Source organism: Aeromicrobium sp. Leaf350 (assembly GCF_916858655.1).
Taxonomy (GTDB): domain Bacteria; phylum Actinomycetota; class Actinomycetes; order Propionibacteriales; family Nocardioidaceae; genus Aeromicrobium.
Genome location: NZ_CAKASL010000001.1, coordinates 1,044,600 through 1,057,885, shown reverse-complemented (window position 1 = coordinate 1,057,885; position 13,286 = coordinate 1,044,600). Strand labels below are relative to the sequence as shown.

Annotated in this window: 16 protein-coding genes and 1 tRNA gene; 10 read left to right on the top strand and 7 right to left on the bottom strand. The window is 72.4% G+C overall.

Annotation, left to right across the window (positions count from 1 at the left end):
* Positions 1 to 138: 138 nt before the first annotated feature.
* Positions 139 to 1,035 (bottom strand): A/G-specific adenine glycosylase, encoded by an 897-nt coding sequence (locus LO931_RS05410; RefSeq protein ID WP_229052260.1) that lies wholly within the window; start codon positions 1,033 to 1,035, stop codon positions 139 to 141.
* A 46-nt stretch (positions 1,036 to 1,081) separates the two neighbouring features.
* On the opposite strand from LO931_RS05410, the gene LO931_RS05405 reads away from it, so the two are divergent.
* The 3 genes from LO931_RS05405 to LO931_RS05395 all read left to right on the top strand — a co-directional run bounded on the left by LO931_RS05405 (position 1,082) and on the right by LO931_RS05395 (position 2,841).
* Positions 1,082 to 1,792, top strand: a complete 711-nt coding sequence (locus LO931_RS05405; RefSeq protein ID WP_229052259.1) for a hypothetical protein — start codon at positions 1,082 to 1,084, stop codon at positions 1,790 to 1,792.
* Between the two features lie 66 nt (positions 1,793 to 1,858).
* Entirely contained in the window at positions 1,859 to 2,452 is a 594-nt protein-coding gene (locus LO931_RS05400) for a nitroreductase family protein (RefSeq protein WP_229052258.1), read from the top strand.
* Between the two features lie 56 nt (positions 2,453 to 2,508).
* The gene (locus LO931_RS05395) at positions 2,509 to 2,841 is read left to right on the top strand and encodes a transposase (protein WP_229052257.1); all 333 of its coding nucleotides are present in this window, start codon (positions 2,509 to 2,511) and stop codon (positions 2,839 to 2,841) included.
* A 64-nt stretch (positions 2,842 to 2,905) separates the two neighbouring features.
* Here the strand turns inward: LO931_RS05395 and LO931_RS05390 are convergent.
* Positions 2,906 to 2,979: transfer RNA gene (locus LO931_RS05390), tRNA-Pro, on the bottom strand.
* Positions 2,980 to 3,010: 31 nt separating this feature from the next.
* The gene (locus tag LO931_RS05385; protein WP_229052256.1) at positions 3,011 to 3,913 is read right to left on the bottom strand and encodes a metallophosphoesterase; all 903 of its coding nucleotides are present in this window, start codon (positions 3,911 to 3,913) and stop codon (positions 3,011 to 3,013) included.
* Positions 3,914 to 3,977: 64 nt separating this feature from the next.
* Between LO931_RS05385 and LO931_RS05380 the strand changes: the two genes are divergently transcribed.
* Positions 3,978 to 4,439, top strand: a complete 462-nt coding sequence (locus LO931_RS05380) for a GatB/YqeY domain-containing protein (RefSeq protein ID WP_229052255.1) — start codon at positions 3,978 to 3,980, stop codon at positions 4,437 to 4,439.
* Between the two features lies 1 nt (position 4,440).
* Here the strand turns inward: LO931_RS05380 and LO931_RS05375 are convergent, their stop codons facing one another.
* Positions 4,441 to 6,573 carry a transglycosylase domain-containing protein gene (locus LO931_RS05375; RefSeq protein ID WP_229052254.1) on the bottom strand — a complete coding sequence of 711 codons (2,133 nt, stop codon included), beginning with the start codon at positions 6,571 to 6,573 and terminating at the stop codon, positions 4,441 to 4,443.
* Between the two features lie 228 nt (positions 6,574 to 6,801).
* Between LO931_RS05375 and LO931_RS05370 the strand changes: the two genes are divergently transcribed.
* Positions 6,802 to 7,062 (top strand): WhiB family transcriptional regulator, encoded by a 261-nt coding sequence (locus tag LO931_RS05370; protein ID WP_229052253.1) that lies wholly within the window; start codon positions 6,802 to 6,804, stop codon positions 7,060 to 7,062.
* Between the two features lies 1 nt (position 7,063).
* On the opposite strand, the gene LO931_RS05365 is transcribed toward LO931_RS05370, so the two are convergent.
* Positions 7,064 to 8,272, bottom strand: coding sequence for an ArsA-related P-loop ATPase (locus LO931_RS05365; protein ID WP_229052252.1), 1,209 nt, complete (start codon positions 8,270 to 8,272; stop codon positions 7,064 to 7,066).
* A gap of 76 nt (positions 8,273 to 8,348) precedes the next feature.
* On the bottom strand, positions 8,349 to 9,317 hold the full coding sequence (locus LO931_RS05360) for an ArsA-related P-loop ATPase (protein ID WP_229052251.1): 969 nt from the start codon (positions 9,315 to 9,317) through the stop codon (positions 8,349 to 8,351).
* Positions 9,318 to 9,448: 131 nt separating this feature from the next.
* On the opposite strand from LO931_RS05360, the gene LO931_RS05355 reads away from it, so the two are divergent.
* The 5 genes from LO931_RS05355 to LO931_RS05335 all read left to right on the top strand — a co-directional run bounded on the left by LO931_RS05355 (position 9,449) and on the right by LO931_RS05335 (position 12,337).
* Positions 9,449 to 10,009: a hypothetical protein gene (locus LO931_RS05355; protein ID WP_229052250.1), complete on the top strand. Its 561-nt coding sequence runs from the start codon at positions 9,449 to 9,451 to the stop codon at positions 10,007 to 10,009.
* Between the two features lie 72 nt (positions 10,010 to 10,081).
* Positions 10,082 to 10,237 carry a DUF4177 domain-containing protein gene (locus LO931_RS05350; protein ID WP_229052249.1) on the top strand — a complete coding sequence of 52 codons (156 nt, stop codon included), beginning with the start codon at positions 10,082 to 10,084 and terminating at the stop codon, positions 10,235 to 10,237.
* A 1-nt stretch (position 10,238) separates the two neighbouring features.
* Positions 10,239 to 10,700 (top strand): RidA family protein, encoded by a 462-nt coding sequence (locus tag LO931_RS05345; protein ID WP_229052248.1) that lies wholly within the window; start codon positions 10,239 to 10,241, stop codon positions 10,698 to 10,700.
* Positions 10,701 to 10,724: 24 nt separating this feature from the next.
* Positions 10,725 to 11,534 carry an NUDIX hydrolase gene (locus tag LO931_RS05340; RefSeq protein WP_229052247.1) on the top strand — a complete coding sequence of 270 codons (810 nt, stop codon included), beginning with the start codon at positions 10,725 to 10,727 and terminating at the stop codon, positions 11,532 to 11,534.
* The gene (locus LO931_RS05335; RefSeq protein ID WP_229052246.1) at positions 11,531 to 12,337 is read left to right on the top strand and encodes an MBL fold metallo-hydrolase; all 807 of its coding nucleotides are present in this window, start codon (positions 11,531 to 11,533) and stop codon (positions 12,335 to 12,337) included. Before LO931_RS05340 ends, LO931_RS05335 begins: the two co-directional genes overlap by 4 nt.
* A 236-nt stretch (positions 12,338 to 12,573) precedes the next feature.
* On the opposite strand, the gene LO931_RS05330 is transcribed toward LO931_RS05335, so the two are convergent.
* The gene (locus LO931_RS05330) at positions 12,574 to 13,251 is read right to left on the bottom strand and encodes a Crp/Fnr family transcriptional regulator (protein WP_229052245.1); all 678 of its coding nucleotides are present in this window, start codon (positions 13,249 to 13,251) and stop codon (positions 12,574 to 12,576) included.
* Between the last annotated feature and the right edge of the window lie 35 nt (positions 13,252 to 13,286).

Sequence of the window (13,286 nt, the reverse complement as noted above, 5' to 3'; positions counted from 1 at the left end):
CGTACCGCTCGACCGAGGCCCCCGCACCCGCTCAGGGTGCGGGGGCCTCGTCGTCCCCCGACCCAGATTTGCGCCGAGATGTGCAATTTGGGGGCGAGCTTTTCGCGCATCTGAGCGCAAATCTGGGTGAGCGGCGGGTCAGAGGGTGAAGGTGCCGTCGGGGTGGGGGGTCACGAGGCCGTCGTCGAGGAGGGAGTCGAGGCAGCGCTCGCGCTGGGCGACGTCGTCCCAGGCCAGGTCGAGGTCGGCCTTCGGCACCGGATCGGCCGACTCGCGCAGCACCGCGAGGAGTCGGCCGCGGCACTGGCGGTCCGTGCCGGCCCAGGCCTGGCCCTTGCGGGCGGGGCCGTCGTGCTCCGGGTGCCCGGCGAGGTGCCAGCGGCACAGGTCCGCGACCGGGCACTCGGCGCAGCGCGGTGAGCGGGCCGTGCACACGACCGCGCCGAGCTCCATCGTCGCTGCGGCCCACCGAGCGGCACCGGTCTCCGGGAGCACCGCCGTCGCGATCTCGCGCTCGGCCTTCGTCACCGAGGTGTGCGGGTACTGACGCCCCTCGAGCACGCGCACGAGCACCCGCCGCACGTTCGTGTCGAGCACGACGTGCCGGCGGTCGAACGCGAAGGAGGCGATCGCCGCCGCGGTGTAGTCGCCCACGCCGGGCAGGGCGATGAGCTCCTCGTAGGTGCCGGGCACCTCGCCGCCGTGATGCTCGGTGATCGCCACGGCCGCGGCGTGGAGCCGCTGGGCGCGCCGGGGGTACCCGAGCCGACCCCATGCGCGCACCGCCTCGCCGACCGGCTCTGCCGCCAGGTCGGCCGGCGTCGGCCACCGCTCCATCCAGGCGTCGAAGACCGGCAGCACGCGCACGACCGGCGTCTGCTGGAGCATCAGCTCCGAGACCATGACAGGCCACGGACGGGGGTCGTCGCGCCAGGGCAGCGACCGGGCGTTCGCCTCGAACCACGTGGCGATCCGCTCGTGCAGGCTCGCGGCGTCGATCGGCTGCACCAGGGCTGATTCGGGCGGCGGGGTCATGGCGGGTCGATCCTGTCACGCCGCAGGTGGCGGCTACCGTGGCCGGGTGAGTCGTCCGCTGCCGCCCGAGGTGTACCGGCGTCGACGCATCGTGCTGCTGGCGGGCGTGCTCGGCATCGCCCTGATCCTCTGGCTGCTCGTGCGCACCGTGCTGGGCGGCGACGACGCGGCGGACGAGGGCGCCACCGCGCCGACCCCCACGCCCACCGAGACCGAGGCCGTGGAGATGCCCGAGGGCACTGTTCCGGCCAGCCTCGCCACGGGTGACGCCGCCTGCGAGCCGTCGACCGTGCGCGTCACCCCGAGCGTCCCCGCGGACCAGACCGCGGGCGGACCCGTGCAGATCGCCCTGACCATCTCCTCCAGCGCCGCGAAGCCCTGCGTGCTGGAGGCGTCGGCCTCGGAGCTGGTCGTGGTGATCGACGACGGCGACAACCCGGTCTACGACTCCACCGCCTGCACCACCTCGATCCTGGCGAGCCCCGTGCGGCTGAGCCCGGAGTGGGCCACCGTCACGACGGTGACCTGGAACGGCCGGGTGTCCGGCGGGTCCTGCTCGGACGCGGAGGCCTTCGTGGGCGCCGGCTCATACACGCTCAAGCTCGGCACCCTCGGCGGAGAGCCCGGCGACACCACGTTCAGCCTCGGCGGGGCACCCCCACCCCCGGCGCCCGTGGTGCCCGACCCGGTGGTGCCCGACCCTGCAGTGCCGGACCCGACGATGCCGGACCCGGCTGCCACCCAGCCCGCCGCCTGACCCACGCACGCCGTCCGAGGGGCGGGACGCACCCACGGCGGCTGCGGAGTTTGGCAGCGTGGACCCATGACGACCTCACCCGTGGCGACGACCCGCCGCGCCGCGACGTCCGCACCCATCCACGACCTGCTCGCCGAGCGCTGGAGCCCCCGCTCCTACGACGCCGACCACGAGATCGGCGACGACGAGGTCACGGCCCTCCTGGAGGCCGCCCGCTGGGCGCCGTCGGCCCAGAACCGGCAGCCCCGGCGGTTCCTCGTCGGTCGACGCGGCACCGCGGTGCACGCAGGCATCGCGTCGGCGATCAACGAGCGCAACCAGGTCTGGGCGCCGCGCGCCTCGCTGCTGGTGCTGGGCCTCGTCGAGCGGGTGGGAGCCGACGGCGCGCGTCAGCGGTTCTCCGAGTACGACCTCGGTCAGGCGGTCGCGCACCTGTCGATCCAGGCGCAGCAGCTGGGCCTCTCGGTGCGCCAGATGGGCGGGTTCGACCCCGCGGTCGCAGCCCGTGCGCTCGCGGTCGACCCTCGCTTCGAGCCGTTCGTGACGGTCGCCGTGGGACGCGCGACGCCGGCCGACGAGCTCGAGCCCGAGTTCGCCCCGCGCGACACCGCACCCCGCGAGCGGCTCCCCATCGACGAGGTCGTGCTGCGTCGCGACTGAGAGGGGCGGGGCGAGTCGCTACGCTGAGGCGGGACGAGGATCGGACGAGGACGGGCATGGCCTTCGAGAAGAAGTACAGCGACGAGCTGCGTGACGCTGCGGTGCGCCGTGTCATCGATCGTCGCCAGGCCGAGCCCGGCAACCGGTCGATCCTGCGCGAGGTCGCCGAGGAGCTCGAGGTCGGCGAGCAGTCCCTGCGCATCTGGGTCAAGCGGCTCGACGACGGCATGTTCACCTCCGGCGACGGGGCGCGCCTGCGCCAGGCGCCCAAGGAGCAGCTGCTGGCACGCATCGCCGAGCTCGAGGCCGAGCTCGCGTCGGCCCGTGACGAGATCGAGGTCCTCAAGAAGGCCTCCGCGATCTTCGCGGCCGAGCTCGCCAAGCGCTAGGGCAAGGCCACCCCACGCAGCACAAAGGGCCCACCGACTTCGTCGGCGAGCCCTTTGTCCAGCGTCGGGGTGACAGGATTTGAACCTGCGGCCTCGTCGTCCCGAACGACGCGCGCTACCAAGCTGCGCCACACCCCGGCCGCCACTCGCGTGAGCGACCTAGGAGAGTCTACCCAGTCAGGGTCAGCAGTGTCGCCTCGGGGCGGCACGCGAACCTGACCTGCGCGTAGCGGGACGTCCCGAGCCCCGCGGAGACGTGCATCCACGAGGGATCGAGCCCGTCCACCTGGTGCTGGTGCAGGCCCTTCACACGCCGGGTGTCGAGGTCGCAGTTCGTCGTGAGCGCGCCGTAGAACGGCACGCAGAGCTGCCCGCCGTGCGTGTGCCCGGCGAGGATCAGCGGGTAGCCGAGCCGGTTCCAGTGGTCCAGCACCCGCAGGTACGGCGCATGGGCGACGCCGATCGCGAGGTCGGCCGTCGGGTCCGCGGGCACGTCGGCCAGCACGTCGTACTCCAGGTGCGGGTCGTCGACGCCGGCGAACGACAGGCGGCGGCCGTCTACGATCACCTCGTCCTCGCGGTTCGACAGGTCCTTCCACCCGCGGTCGGTGAACGCCGCGCGCATCTCCTCGAACGGCAGGTCCTTCGCGCGCTCCCAAGAGCCGCCGGCCGCGACGCCGGAGCCGCCCACCAGGTACCGGAACGGGTTCTTGGGCTGGGGGGAGAAGTAGTCGTTGGAGCCGAAGACGAACACCCCCGGCACGTCGAGCAGCGGACCGTACGCGTCGAGCACGGACGGCAACGCGTCGAGGTGCGACAGGTTGTCGCCCGTGTTGACCACCAGGTCAGGCTCCAGCGCGGCCAGCCCGCGCAGCCACGCCTGCTTGCGGCCCTGGGACGGCGTCATGTGGGCGTCCGACAGGTGCAGGATCCGCAGGGGCCGAGAGCCGGGAGCCAGCACCGGCACGGTCACGCGGCGGAGGGTGAAGGCGCGCACCTCGACGACGGCGCCCCACGCCACGGCACCGACGCCGAGGGCGGTCGACCAGGCGAGGGCGTCACGGGCGCGCATGCGTCCACCCTTGCACACGGTTGCGCGGCGGCCCCGGTCACGACCCGTGCGCGACAATGGCGGCATGTCCGCTCTCAAGGAACGCCTGCGCTCCGACCTCACGACCGCTCTCAAGGCCCGCGAGGCCCTCACGGCGTCGACGATCCGCCTCGTGCTGGCCGCGGTCAGCACCGCCGAGGTCGCCGGCAAGGAGGCGCGCGAGCTGAGCGACGAGGAAGTCCTCGACATCGTCGTCAAGGAGGCCAAGAAGCGCCGCGAGTCCGCCACGGCCTTCGACGACGGCGGCCGGCCCGAGCTCGCCCAGAAGGAGCGCGACGAGGCCGAGATCCTGGCGACCTACCTGCCGAGCGCGCTCAGCGACGAGGAGGTCGCCGCGATCGTGACGGCGGCCATCGAGCAGACCGGCGCCGCCGGCGAGGGTCTGAAGTCCATGGGCAAGGTCATGGGGCTCGTGCAGCCCCAGGTCAAGGGTCGCGCCGACGGCGGAGCCGTGGCCGCCGAGGTCAAGCGCCAGCTCGGCGCCTGACTCAGGGAGCGGGCGGCGCGGCCGGGTCGGCCGGAGGTGCCGCCGGCGTGGCCGGAGGCGCGGGCGGCGTCGGGTTCGACGGGCGACCCTGCGGCGGTCGGGCGAACTCGACCGGGCTCAGGAAGTCGTCGATGACGTGCATCGCGTCGGCCCACATCGGACCCGCGACCGAGCTGCCGGCCGCGTTGCCGCCGCGCAGGGCGATCGGCACGCCGTCGGCGTCGGCGCCTGCGATCATCGCCGCAGCGGCGAGCTCCGGCGTGTAGCCGACGTACCAGACGGCCTTGGCCGAGGTCGTCGTGCCGGTCTTCGCGGCCGAGGGCACCGAGAGGCCCGTGCCACGCGAGTAGCCGAACCCGCCGGGCTCCTGGAGGCCACGCGTGATGTCGTTGATCTGCGCCGCGACCTCCTCGGTGAGCACCCGGGTGCACTCCGGCTCGTAGGTCTTGATCGGCTGGCCGTCGGAGCCGACGATCTCGGTCACGGGCTGCGGCTTGCAGTACAGACCACCCGAGGCGGCCGTGGCGTACGCGGCGGCCATGTCGAGCACGCTGGTGTCGGTGACGCCCAGCGTGAACGACGGCACTTCCTGGTTCTCGGGAACGACGATGCCGAACTCGCGGGCCATCGTGACGGTGGGGCAGAGCCCGACCTTGGCCTCGAGCTGCGCGAAGTACGTGTTCACCGACAGGCGCATGCCCGTGTACATGTTGGTGTAGCCGGAGGTCGTGGAGTTGCGGACCTCGAACTTGTTGGTGCCGCGGTCCTGGCAGTCGAAGTAGGTGCCCGGCGGGATCGTCATCGTCGCCGGTGAGTTGAAGCCCGTCGAGACGGGCAGGCCCTGGTCGAGCGCCGCGGCGAGCGTGAACATCTTGAACGTCGAACCGGCCTGGAAGCCGTTGGACTCGGTGTACGGCTTGGACACCGCGAAATTGATGTACGACTGTCCTGCGGCCTTGTCGCGACCCATGGGACGCGACTGCGCGACGCCGCGCACCTTGCCGGTGCCGGGCTCGACCAGCGCCATCGCGCCGATCGCGCTGTCGGTGGGGGAGACGTGCTCGGCCACCGCGGCGTTGAGCGCCCCCTGCATGTTGAGGTCGATGTTGGACTTGATCGTGAGTCCGCCGCGCTTGAGCATCTCGCGACGCTCCTCCACGGTGTCGCCGAGCGCCGGCTCCTGCAGCAGGTACTGGGTCACGTAGTCGCACGAGAACGCCGCCGACGAGGTGACGCAGCCGTTCGGGTACTCCGTGACGTTGAGCCCGAGGTCGGTGGCCTGCAGGTCGGTGGACTCCTTCTCGGAGATCTTGCCCTGCTGGCCCATCACCGCGAGCACCGTGTTGCGGCGCTGCAGGGCCTTCTCGGGGTAGATGCTCGGGTCGAAGCCGACGGGGTTCTTGACCAGGCCCGCGAGCATCGCCGCCTGCTGGGCAGTGAGCTGGTCGGGCGTGACCGAGAAGTAGTGCGAGGCCGCGGAGAAGATGCCGTACGCGCCGTCGCCGAAGTAGGCGATGTTGAGGTACTGCTGGAGGATCTCGTCCTTCGAGTACTCCTTCTCGAGGTCGATCGCCAGGCGCAGCTCGCGCACCTTGCGGGCGATCGTCTCCTCCGTGGCGGCCTTCTTCTCCTCGTCGGTGCCGGCCTGCTGCAGGAGCGTCATCTTGACGAGCTGCTGCGTGATCGTGGAACCGCCCTGGGTGGAGCCGGTCGCGGAGTTGGTGACAAGGGCGCGCACGGTGCCCTCGAAGTCGAGCGCCCCGTGCTCGTAGAAGCGCTGGTCCTCGATCGCGAGGATCGCGTCGGTCATGACGGGCGCGATCTGGTCGAGCGGGACGTCCTGCCGGTTCTCCTCGAAGAAGTACGCGATGAGCTGGCCGTCGGCGGCGAGCACGCGGCTCGTCTGCGGGTTCGTCGAGTCGGGCAGGGTCAGCGGCAGCGACATGACGTCGTCGGCCGCCCGCGTGACGGTGTAGGTGCCCAGGGCCGCAGCCGGGGCCACGATGGCCGCCACGAGCAGGCCGCCGATGGCCGCGAGCCGCACGACGGCGAACGCTGCAGCGCCGGCCGACGGGGGTCGGGGCTCGTCACGCACGCGGCGTCGTAGACGTGTCGCGGCACGGTCCCAATCCATGTGCACAGGGTACGTGACGAGACCCGGCCCGACCGGCCACGAGCGGGTCCGGGCGGCGGTCGCGTCGCACGGCGCACCCCTCCGGCGGGTCCTTTTCGGGACTTCTAGCCCGAAAGAACTATGCGAAAAGCCTCACCATGACCCTGCCGGAGGTCCTCAGTTATTTCATACGGTCGTCTCAGACACCTTTGGTCCCGTCGGGTCGGGACCACTCTCGGGAGGTTCGACATGACATGGAACGCCAACTGGTCGGCCAATGCCGCCTGTCGCGGCAAGACCGAAGAGCTCTTCGTCAAGGGCGCGGAGCAGAATCGGGCGAAGGTGATGTGCGGCGGATGTCCCGTCACCGCGGAGTGCCTGGCCGAGGCCCTGGACAACCGCATCGAGTGGGGCGTCTGGGGTGGCATGACGGAGCGTGAGCGCCGTGCGCTGCTGCGTCGTCGCCCCAACGTGACGCAGTGGCGTCGCGTGCTGCAGCCGACCGGCTGACTCAGCCCTGCGGGGTCCCCGTACGGGCGAGGAGGTCGCCGATGCGGCGCAGGCCCTCGAGGTCGTGCACGTCGGTCGACAGCGCGGTCACGGGCACCTGAGGCACGCCGGGGTGCGCCCGGGCGAAGCCGTCACGCTCCCGCTGCTCGCGTGCGGCGGTGATGAGCCGCTCCACGTGCACGTCGAGCAGCTCGGCCACCTGCGTCTCGGTCTCGCCGGCGCCGCGGAGGCGTCGCGCAGCAGCGCGGGCCTCGTCGAGCTCGATCCCGTCGGTGACGTCGTCGTGCACGCGGTTGACCACGAGGCCGGCCAGTGGCATGCGGTCGCCGGCGAGGCGCTCGACGAAGTACGAGGCCTCACGCATCGCGGCCGGCTCGGGTGACGCGACGACGAGGAACGCGGTGCCCGGCGCCTGGAGCAGCGCGTAGGTCGCCTCGGCGCGCTGGCGGAAGCCGCCGAACAGGGTGTCGAAGGCCGCGACGAAGGTCTGCACGTCGCTCAGCACCTGAGCGCCGAGGATCTTGTTGATCGCCCCGGTCACGAGGCCGAAGCCCGCGCTCAGCAGGCGGGCCGGGCCCTTGGCCGGCGCGAGCAGGAGCTTGATGAAGCGACCGTCGAGCATCGAGGACAGCCGCTCCGGCGCGTCGAGGAAGTCCAGGGCCGAGCGCGACGGCGGGGTGTCGACGACGATGAGGTCCCACTCGTCCTGCCCATGGAGCTGGCCGAGCTTCTCCATCGCCATGTACTCCTGCGTGCCCGCGAACGAGCTGGAGAGCGCCTGGTAGAACGGGTTGTTCAGGATCTGCGCCGCCTTCTCGGGCGTCGCGTGGCTCTCGACGACCTCGTCGAAGGTGCGCTTCATGTCGAGCATCATGGCGTCGAGCGAGCCGCCGTCGGCCCCGGCGCCGGCGACCGCGCGGGGGGTGTTGTCGAGCTCGGTCAGCCCCATCGACTGGGCCAGGCGGCGGGCCGGGTCGATCGTCAGCACGCACACGCCGCGGCCCGCGTCGGCCGCCCGCATCGCGAGCGCCGCCGAGGTCGTGGTCTTGCCGACGCCGCCCGACCCGCAGCACACGATGATGCGGACGGAGCGGTCGTGGATCAGGGCGTCGACGTCGAGGTGACCCGCGGCGTCGCGGGAGGCGACGACGCGCCCCTGCGAACGGGGGCGCCCCGCAGCGGGCGCCGTGCGCGACTTGCTCGGGCTCATGCCGGCACCGGCCTGAAGAGCGTGAGGATAGCCGGAACCGGCATGAGTGCTCCGATGCTCGCTCGCTGGCGCTCGCTCATGCCACTCCCTGCTCTCGGAGGCGGCCCGCGAGGTCGAGGAGGCTGCCCAGGTCGACGCCGTCGAGGAGCGGGAGCTCGGCCGTGCGCGCGTCGGACTCGGCCAGCAGGGCTCGCTGCGCCGCCTGCAGGGCCTGGCGCTCGAGATGGCCTCGCCCCTCCGCCACGAGGGTCGTGGCCGTGCTGCCGTCGAGCCCGGCCGACGACAGCACCGCGCCGACCGCCTCGGCGTCGAGGCTGCCTTCGTCGATCGCGGACGCGGCCGCCTCGTCGAGCAGCGCGTCGCGCACCAGGTTCACGACGACGTGGCCGACGGGCAGCTCGGCCGCGGTGAGCTCGGCGATGCCGTCGAGCGTCTCCTGGACCGGCATCTCCTCGAGCACCGTGACGAGGTGCACGCGGGTCGAGTCGGAGCGCATCATCGCGGTGACCGAGTCGGACTGGCGCCGGATCGGGCCCACCTTCGCTAGCCCGGCGACCTCGGTGCTGACGTTCAGGAAGCGGGTGATGCGGCCCGTGGGTGGCGCGTCGATCACGATCGCGTCGTACTGGGGGCCGGTGTCCTTCTTCTCGCCGCGGCGTCTGGCGATCTCGTAGACCTTGCCCGTCAGCAGCACGTCGCGGACACCCGGCGCGATCGTGGTGGCGAAGTCGATGACCCCGAACTTGTCGAGCGCCTTCCCGGCCCGTCCGAGCCGGTAGAACATGTCGAGGTACTCCAGCAGTGCGGACTCCGCGTCGATCGCGAGGGCGAACACCTCGCCGCCACCGAGCCCGGAGGCGACGCGTCGCTCCTCGTACGGCAGCGGTGCGACGTCGAGCAGCTGTGCGATGCCCTGGCGTCCCTCGACCTCGCACACCAGCACGCGCTGACCGCGGCCGGCGAGGGCCAGGGCGAGGGCCACGGCGACCGTGGTCTTGCCCGTGCCGCCCTTGCCGGTGACGACGTGGAGGGCGGTGGACGACACGTTCGCAGCCTAGCGAGATCCCCGCCGCGCGCTCGTCGGATCGGGCCACGCACGAGGGAAAACCCCCGTCGCCCGGTCGCCTCGCCCGGCGTAGCGTGGCGGCACCGTCTGCCCCACCCCCAGGAGCCATCGTGCGTCGTCTTCGTCTCGTCTCGGCCGTGCTCGTCCCGCTCGCGCTGCTCACGGCCTGTGGCGGCGACGACTCGGGCGACTCCGACGCAGGCAGCTCCGACTCGAGCAGCTCGTCGGACTCCGGCGACTCCGGCGACGCGCCGTCCGAGGCGCCCAACGTCTGCGAGATCTTCCCGGCCGAGGACGCGAGCTCGGTCTCGGGCCTGACGCTCACGGCCGAGGAGGGCCCGTTCGACATCTGCGAGTACGGCCAGGAGGACCCGCGCTCCACGTCGTTCTCGTTGGGGGCGCTGCTCGAGTCGGAGCTCGGTGGCGGCGCGGAGGTCTACTTCGACGGCCTGACCGCGGGCCTCACGCTCGAGGACGAGTCGGCGCCCGACATCGGCGAGCAGGCCCGCATCGTGACCGGCGAGTTCTCGGGCTTCAGCCAGACCGCGGGCGCGGCGCTGTCCGACGGCGTGCTCTACACCGTCAACCTCTCACCGGGCGACGAGCTGGACGCCGCGGGTGAGCTGGCCCTGGCCGAGGAGCTCCTCCGCGCCCTCGTCGACGCCGCCTGACCCCACCCCGGCCGGGGACGGTTGGTCGTTGCTGCTGTCCGGGCCGCGGCCGCGCGCCGCTACAGTCGGCTCATGACGAACTGGGAGTACCTGACCGCCCCGTTGCTCGTGCACAACACCAAGGCGATCCTCGACAACTTCGGCCGTGACGGCTGGGAGCTCGTCCAGATCGTGCCGGGGCTGAACCCCGAGAACCTCGTGGCGTACTTCAAGCGCCCGGTGGCCTGACGTGTCAGCGGTTGTCGACCGGCTCGCGGCGCTGGGCCTGACGGTCCCGCCCGTCGCCGCGCCCGTCGCGGCCTACGTGCCCGCGGTCGCCCACGGCGGCTTCGTGTTCACGTCCGGTCAGCTGCCCTTCGACGCCGGGGTTCTCCTGGCGACCGGCAAGGTCGGCGCCGAGGTCACGCCCGAGGAGGCCGCAGCGCTGGCGCAGGTCGCCGCGCTCAACGCGATTGCCGCCGTCGCGAGCGTCGTCGACCTCGAGTCGGTCGTCCAGGTCGTGAAGGTCGGGGTGTTCGTCGCGAGCGCGCCGGGCTTCACCGGCCAGCCCGCCGTCGCGAACGGGGCCAGCGAGCTGTTCGCCGGCGCGTTCGGTGATGCGGGCCAGCACGCGCGCAGCGCCGTCGGTGTCGCCGAGCTCCCGCTCGGTGCGCCGGTGGAGGTCGAGCTGCAGGTCGCCGTCCGCTCCTGAGGCGACGGCAGTGAGGAGTGACGCATGAGGACCCGACTGCCCGACGGCTGGGAGCCCGTCCACGACCAGGATCCGGTGGCGCCGCGCGATGCCGCCACCGTGGCCCTGCTGCGCGACACCGAGGCGGGGTCCGAGACGTACCTCCTGCGCCGTCAGCCGACGATGGCCTTCGCGGCCGGGATGTCGGTGTTCCCCGGCGGATCCACCCAGGCCGGCGACGACGAGCCGCTCGGCTGGGTCGGACCCTCGGTCGACGCGTGGGCGGCGCGGCTGCGCTGCACCCCCGAGATCGCGCGGGCGCTGGTCGTCGCGGCGGTCCGCGAGACCTTCGAGGAGTCCGGCATCCTGCTCGCGGGGCCCGACGAGCACACCACGGCGACGGAGCTCGACACCGACGAGATCACGCAGACCCGCCTCGACCTCGACGGCGCCCGCCGGAGCCTGGCCGACGTGCTGGGCGAGCACGGCTGGGTGCTGCGCAGCGACCTCCTCGGCGCCTGGGCGCACTGGATCACCCCGTCGTTCGAGCCTCGCCGCTTCGACACCCGCTTCTTCGTCGCTGCGGTGCCCGAGGGTCAGCGGGTCGGCTCGTTGCCGGGCGAGGCCGACCGCGCCGCCTGGATCGCACCGCAGGCCGCCCTCGACTCGGCGGCCGGTGGTGGCGTCGCGCTGATGCCTCCGACCGTGGCCGTGTGCCGCGACCTGGTGGGGCTCCGGGCCCGCGACGTCGTGCGGCTGGCGCACGAGCGCGTGATCGAGACCGTCGAGCCGCGCCTCGTGCGGGGCGACGACGGCGCCTGGTACATCGAGAACACCCTGGAGGACCTGTCATGAGTGGTGCCGTTCCCGACGTGACCGCCGGACCGACGGACGTGCCCGTGCGGGTGAGTGACCGCGCCGTGGTCGTGCGGGCCGACAACGCCGGCATCATGACGCTCGACGGCACCAACACGTGGGTCCTGCGGGCGCCGGGTGCGGCGCGCAGCATCGTGGTCGACCCCGGTCCGGACGACCCGACCCATCTCGACGCCGTGCTCGCGGAGGCCGGTGAGGTCGCGCTGGTGCTCTACACGCACTGGCACGGCGACCACACCGATGCCATCGACACGATGGTCGCCCGCACGGGCGCCCCCGCGCGGGCTCGGGACGCGGCCTGGTGCCGCGACGCTGAGCCGCTGGCCGACGGGGAGGTCGTCGAGGTCGACGGCCTGCGGGTCGAGGCCGTGCACACCCCCGGGCACACGCAGGACTCGATCTGCCTGCTCGTCGAGGACGACGCCGCTCTCCTGACCGGCGACACGATCCTGGGTCGCGGCACGACGATCATCGCCCACCCGGACGGCGCCCTCGGGCCGTACCTGGAGTCCCTCGACCGCATCGGCGACGTCGTGTCGTCCGGTCGCGCGAGCCGCTTCTACCCCGCGCACGGGCCGGTGCTCCCCGATGCCCACGGCGTCGTCGACTTCTACCGGGCGCACCGCCTCGAGCGGCTCGAGCAGGTCCGTGCGGCCGTCGCCGCCGGGGCCGTCACGGCCCAGGACGTCGTCGAGAAGGTCTACGCCGACGTCGACCGGTCGCTCTGGCCGGCCGCGGAGCGCTCGGTCGAGGCGCAGCTGGAGTACCTCCGCAGCGAGTGACCGCTGGTCCGGGGCGGTGGATCTACCACCGAAAGGCCCACTCCGGCTGAGGAGCGGTGGATCCTCCACCGATACCAGCGCTGTTCGGTGGTAGATCCACCGCCCGCCCGGGTGTGCGGCCCGATTCGGTGGCGGATCCACCGCCCACCGGGGTCGGCGTCCACGAGCCGTCGGATCGCGTCCCACGCAGAACGGCCCTCCACCCGGTGGGGCGGAGGGCCGTGCAGACCGAATGGTCAGCGCGCGCGGCGCTGCAGACGATCGAGGTCCAGGATGATGACCGAGCGGGGCTCGAGCCGCAGCCAGCCGCGCGAGGCGAAGTCGGCCAGGGCCTTGTTCACGGTCTCGCGCGACGCGCCGACGAGCTGCGCGAGCTCTTCCTGCGTGAGGTCGTGGTTGACGTGGACACCGTCGTCGGCACCGCGGCCGAAGCGGCTCGCGAGGTCGAGGAGCGCCTTGGCCACGCGGCCCGGGACGTCGGAGAACACCAGGTCGCCGACGACCTCGTTGGTGCGGCGCAGCCGGCCGGCCAGCTGGTGGAGCAGCGCGTTGGCCACTCCGGGGTGCGCCTCGAGGACGGGGCTCAAGGCCTCGTGACCGAGACTGCGCATGTCGACGTCGGTGACCGCCGTGGCGGTGGCCGAGCGCGGACCGGGATCGAAGAACGACAGCTCACCGAACATCTGTCCCGGACCGAGGATCGCGAGAAGGTTCTCGCGGCCGTCGGGGGACGTGCGGCCGAGCTTGATCTTCCCGTCGACCACGACGTAGAGCTGGTCGCCGTCGTCGCCCTCGTTGAACAGGACCTCGCCGCGCCGCAGGCTCACCGCCGTCATCGACGCCTCGAGCGTCGCCGCTGCATCCTCGCCGAGACCGGCGAAGAGCGGGGCCTGGCGGAGCACTTCCTCGGACACGTGGGCCTTCTCTCGATGTGGTGTTTCACACGTAC